At 39.6% G+C, this 4937-nt stretch carries 5 protein-coding genes; all 5 read left to right on the forward strand.

Annotation, left to right across the window (positions count from 1 at the left end):
* Positions 1–67: 67 nt before the first annotated feature.
* Positions 68–1039 carry a contractile injection system protein, VgrG/Pvc8 family gene (locus tag BGC07_RS14775; protein ID WP_069313717.1) on the forward strand — a complete coding sequence of 324 codons (972 nt, stop codon included), beginning with the start codon at positions 68–70 and terminating at the stop codon, positions 1037–1039.
* A gap of 98 nt (positions 1040–1137) precedes the next feature.
* Positions 1138–1887 (forward strand): hypothetical protein, encoded by a 750-nt coding sequence (locus tag BGC07_RS14780; protein ID WP_069313718.1) that lies wholly within the window; start codon positions 1138–1140, stop codon positions 1885–1887.
* Positions 1888–2014: 127 nt separating this feature from the next.
* Positions 2015–2659, forward strand: coding sequence for a hypothetical protein (locus BGC07_RS14785; protein WP_077216932.1), 645 nt, complete (start codon positions 2015–2017; stop codon positions 2657–2659).
* 430 nt (positions 2660–3089) lie between these two features.
* Positions 3090–4331 (forward strand): phosphopentomutase, encoded by a 1242-nt coding sequence (locus BGC07_RS14795; protein WP_069313721.1) that lies wholly within the window; start codon positions 3090–3092, stop codon positions 4329–4331.
* Between the two features lie 112 nt (positions 4332–4443).
* On the forward strand, positions 4444–4937 hold a 494-nt coding region (deoC, locus tag BGC07_RS14800), incomplete at its 3' end, for a deoxyribose-phosphate aldolase (protein ID WP_235603283.1).

Genomic DNA, 4937 nt, shown 5'->3' on the forward strand with positions numbered 1-4937 from the left:
GAAACGGACTGGACTTTTTTATCTCGACATCTTGAGCGTCAGGGAATTTACTATTATTTTGATTATAGTGAGCAAGGCAAAAATTATCTTTATTGATGATAAGTCTTTACATCAACCGCTCACAAATGAAGTTTTTGTTTCTAATGACTTTTCTACAGAGAGCTCACGTCAGTGTTTAATGCTTAATGAGTCGGTTGCTATTGTGGCTAATCAGGCAATTGTGCAAAGCTATAACCCCTTGAGTGCCCAGCAACTACTCAGCGCAACAATGAGTGTTTCAGATCAAGGACAAGGAGAACAGTATCATTATATCGGTGGTGTTAATAGCCAAGAAGATTTAGAGCATTTGGGGAGTGTCTATGCTCAAAGCTTAGCGTGTTTGAAACATACTTATAAGCTCAGTGGTCAGATCGTTAATGTTTATCCAGGAAAGCTGATTAAAGTGGTCGAGAAAGGCAGTGGTGAGTCTGCCAAACAGTATTTAATCTATGGGATGCAAGTTCATGGAACACAGAAGGCAACAACGCTTATTCAAAGTGAAGACGTCACCCCATCTTATCAATGTTCATTGTATTTAATTCCTGCTGATACTCAATATCGGGCAAGAATGATGACTCCGGTGCCTAATATTGCGGGCTTTGTTCATGCGAATGCGTATGGAGGAAGTGATAGTGAGTACGCTCATCTTGATGATACAGGGTATTATGAGGTGACTTTAAGGGCAAACTACGATAAGCCTGTCCCTTTTAAAGCACGCAAGGTTGAGGTCTTTGCCGGTAAAAACTATGGCATGCATTTTCCGATTAAAGTTGGCACAGAGCTGCTAGTTGGCTTTATTCGTGGTTATCCAGAAAGCCCTATTATTGTCGGCTCAGGTTATAATAGTGATCACTTAAATGTCGTGAATAGCCAAAACTCCTATGATCATATTATTCGCTCTGAAAGTGGTAGTGAAATTAGACTAAGCGACCAAGAAGGTAGCGCAGGCTTTGAAATTAGTCATCCAGGCTATAGTTTGAAAGTGACTACGAGCTCTTGAATGATTTATATTTATTAAATTAAAAAATAAATAAAGTTATTCAGATATAATAGAACACAAATATATAGTTGATATTTTGATAAACCAAGGGGGATCTAATGGATTTATCATATCAAGAGAGGATTGCCGCGCTAGAGAAAAAGTTAGCAAATATCGAACAAGAAATTAAAGCGCATAATAGCAATACAACGCGAGATATTGTTAATAACAATGAGAAGACAAAAATTACGAATAATGTCTCTACATCGAATATTGATAATGATACGTCAACGAAAACAGTCGGCAGCAGCAGCTCTACTGAAAATGTGAATAAGAATACAAGTCATACCTCTTATGTGACCGATACTGGTTATACCCAAACAGCAGCGCAAGCAAAATATGAAATTATGGGAGCTACAGCGAGTGGCAATACTTATGGTGCTAATGCTGCAACCAAAATTGCGGCAACTGCAAAAGTTTGGGTGGAAATGGGGGCTTTAGTAAATTCAACGGATATTGCTGCGACAAAACTATCGCTTGAAGTGATCCCCACTAAAACTAATATTAAGCTATCGACCGTAGAAGAAACGGTGAGTACAGCAGTGCAAACTGAGATTGATAGTGTGAAAAATTCTGTGTCAGCACTTAGCTCTAAAATAATTGGTGAAAATGTAAATTTATTTGCGAATGAGACCGAAACGGTGATGAGTAAGATTGCAAACCTGGGCAGTCAATTAGATAACACGGTCAGTCGTGTGGATAATATCGCGACTCAAACGAGCCGAGGCTTGCTTTATGCAGGGTATGCAGTCACTCAGAAGAAAATGCACTCTACGATTATTACCAATGCCGCGATGCAAATCATGTAAGTTTTAAGCGGGTTATCACTATAAAAATTGTTTTAATTTCAATGGAATAAATAAGTTATTTTACCATACTTCTATTAGGGCAACCTATAAAAATAGGTGATAAATAGAGTCTAATAGGAGGTGGGTGATGTCACCACTTGATCAAGCTCGAATGACAGCCATCGAGCAAAAGCTTGCTGATATTGAAGAGAAAGTCCAAGCGAGCACCAGCAGTTCGACGAAAACGGTAAAGAATAATACCAGCCATACATCCTATGTAACGGATACCGCTTATACGCAAGTTGCAAGTCAAGCAAAATACGAAATAATGGCAGCGAATGCAAGTGCCAACACTTATGGAGGCATTGCCTCAACAAAAATAGGTTTAGGAGCGCGTGTGTGGACTGAGCTTGGAGTGTTATCTAGCTCGACTGATTTAACGGCAGTTAAAGTCAATTTCTCCGCAGGGCCAAGTAAAAGTTATTTGAACTTTCATGCCGTTGAAGAAACCGTCAATTCTGCGGTTCAAACGGAAATTAATAATGTAAGAGATGAAGTGGCTGCAGCTGTTCTTGAGACCTTAGCATCGACAACTGCATTGATTGCTGAGAGTACGAAGACCGTGATGAGTGAAGTGAATAGCTTAGGCAGTAAAATTGATAACACGGCAAATAAGGTGGACAATGTCGCAAGTGCAACGAAACGGGGTTTACTCGCTTCTAAATATTTATCCCAGGATAACAGTACAGTGGCAATGATGTGTGTGAACAGTGCTATGACAGTTATGAGTTAATCAACCCACCTCAAGCATTTTTTAGCGATTGTGCCTGATTAGCTTCTTTAAAATAGCCCTGCAATGACAGAGACTGCAAGCTATATGATGGAAAAGATTATCCAGATAATAGCTTTAGTATTAATTGTATTAAGAATTAAATGTACAGATTTTCTTTGTTATTTTTTAGTTAAAATATATTCCTATATTAAATTTATTTATATTTTTAATATTTTTATTTTATATTGTTATCTTGAGAAGGTTTTATTTGCTGATAAGAAGGGTGGACGCACATTATTTACAAAGCTTGTACTCTTGTCTTTATTCCGTAAAATGAAGTGATGTTAAGAAATTTTAAATGTTGTAATAAATCATATTTACAGTGAGTGAGTTAGATAATTGATTGTTTTGTATGAATTAATTGCCTGTAAATATGGTGTGGAGTATAAAGATGCTTAAAGGTCGAGTGGCTATTTTGTTAATGGATTCCTTTGGAGTGGGTGCCAGCCAGGATGCAGAGCAGTTTGGTGATGCAGGTGCTGATACATTTGGACATATTGTAGAACACGCTGCTCAAGGTCTGGCGGATTCAGAACAGCGTCAGGGGCCGTTAAAATTGCCTAACCTTGCTAAATTAGGGCTGGAAAAGGCATCTGAGCAAAGTCGGGGGCGGCCGATTGCTGCATCGATTGATGATTTAAAGTCTCCTGTCAACGGTATTTATGGTCATGCAGTTGAGCAAAGTTGTGCGAAAGATACAACGAGTGGCCACTGGGAGATTGCAGGGGTTCCGGTCGAATTTGAGTGGGATTATTTTCATGCCGTTGAAGGGCAGTCTTGTTTTCCGAATGACTTTATGCAGCGCTTTCTAACAGAAACGGGGTTAACTCAAGGGATACTAGATGCGGGCCATGCATCGGGGACTGAGGTGATTAACCGGTTGGGTGAAGAGCACTGTTTGAGCAAAAAGCCGATTGTTTATACTTCTGCGGATAGCGTGTTTCAAATTGCCTGTCACGAAGAAGCGTTTGGCCTTGAGCGTTTGTATGAAATTTGTGAGAGTGCAAGACGCTTATTTGATGAGATGGGCTTGAATATTGGTCGTGTGATTGCACGGCCGTTTGTAGGTGATAAGGTGGGTGAATACCAGCGCACAGGAAATCGCCATGATTATTCTGTTTTGCCACCGAAGCCGACGTTGCTAGAGCATTTAGTTAATAGTGGTGGTGAAGTGATTTCTGTCGGTAAAATTGCCGATATTTTTGCTGATCAGGGTATCAGTCAAAAGGTCAAAGCGACTGGGCTTACCGAGCTTTTTGATCGATCTTTGGATGCTTTTAAAAAAGCAAAAACAGGCTCGCTTGTTTTTACAAACTTTGTTGATTTTGACTCTCAATACGGCCACCGTCGTGATGTTTCAGGTTATGCCGAGGCTTTAGAATATTTTGATGCGCGTTTACCTGAATTTATCGGAGCGATGCAACCAGGTGATTTAGTGATTTTAACGGCCGATCATGGTTGTGATCCAACATGGCAAGGCTCTGATCATACACGTGAACATATCCCTGTATTAGCGTGGGGGCCAGGGTTGAAGCCTAGGAATATTGGTGAGCGTCAAAGTTTTGCTGACATTGGTCAAAGTATTGCTGATTTTATGGGGCTTACTCCCTTGGATAATGGTAAAAGCTTTTAGCCCAATAATGGGCTTTAATAAGAGAGTGTTAAGTTTATGGAGCAAAGCAAAAAAACAGTGATGGGGTTAATTGATTTAACATCACTTAATTTGAATGATGATGATAGGGTTATTGAAAAAATTATGTTCTCAGGCGAGTAATCGCCTGGGTGCTGTTGCTGCTGTTTGTGTCTATCCTCAGTTTGTCAGTTTAGCAAAAAAATTGCTAAAAGATAAAAAAATACAAGTCGCAACCGTGGTTAATTTCCCGTTGGGTAATGAGTCAGCGGATAAAATTTTTACTGAGATTAAGCAAGCATTAGTCGAGGGGGCTGATGAAATTGATTTGGTGATCCCTTATCAAGAATACTTACAGCAAGGTTATTCTGATCATGCACTGATGTTGGTCAGAGAAAGTAAGGCGTCGTGCCAGAATAAACTATTAAAAGTAATTTTGGAAACAGGCGAGCTAAAATCACAAGAGTTAATTTTCAAAGCTGCAAGTGATGCTATTATTTCTGGGGCTGACTTTATCAAAACATCGACAGGGAAAACACCAGTGGGCGCAACACTTGAGGCGGTGGAAGTAATGTTAAGCGCAATTAAAGAAAATAAATACTCTACTGG

This window comes from Piscirickettsia litoralis, from assembly GCF_001720395.1.
In the GTDB taxonomy this organism is placed as follows: Bacteria; Pseudomonadota; Gammaproteobacteria; order Piscirickettsiales; family Piscirickettsiaceae; genus Piscirickettsia; species Piscirickettsia litoralis.

Coding starts and splice junctions, on each gene's coding strand:
- BGC07_RS14780 (WP_069313718.1), top strand. CDS start 1,138: ATGGATTTATCATATCAAGAGAGGATTGCCGCGCTAGAGAAAAAGTTA.
- BGC07_RS14785 (WP_077216932.1), top strand. CDS start 2,015: ATGTCACCACTTGATCAAGCTCGAATGACAGCCATCGAGCAAAAGCTT.
- BGC07_RS14795 (WP_069313721.1), top strand. CDS start 3,090: ATGCTTAAAGGTCGAGTGGCTATTTTGTTAATGGATTCCTTTGGAGTG.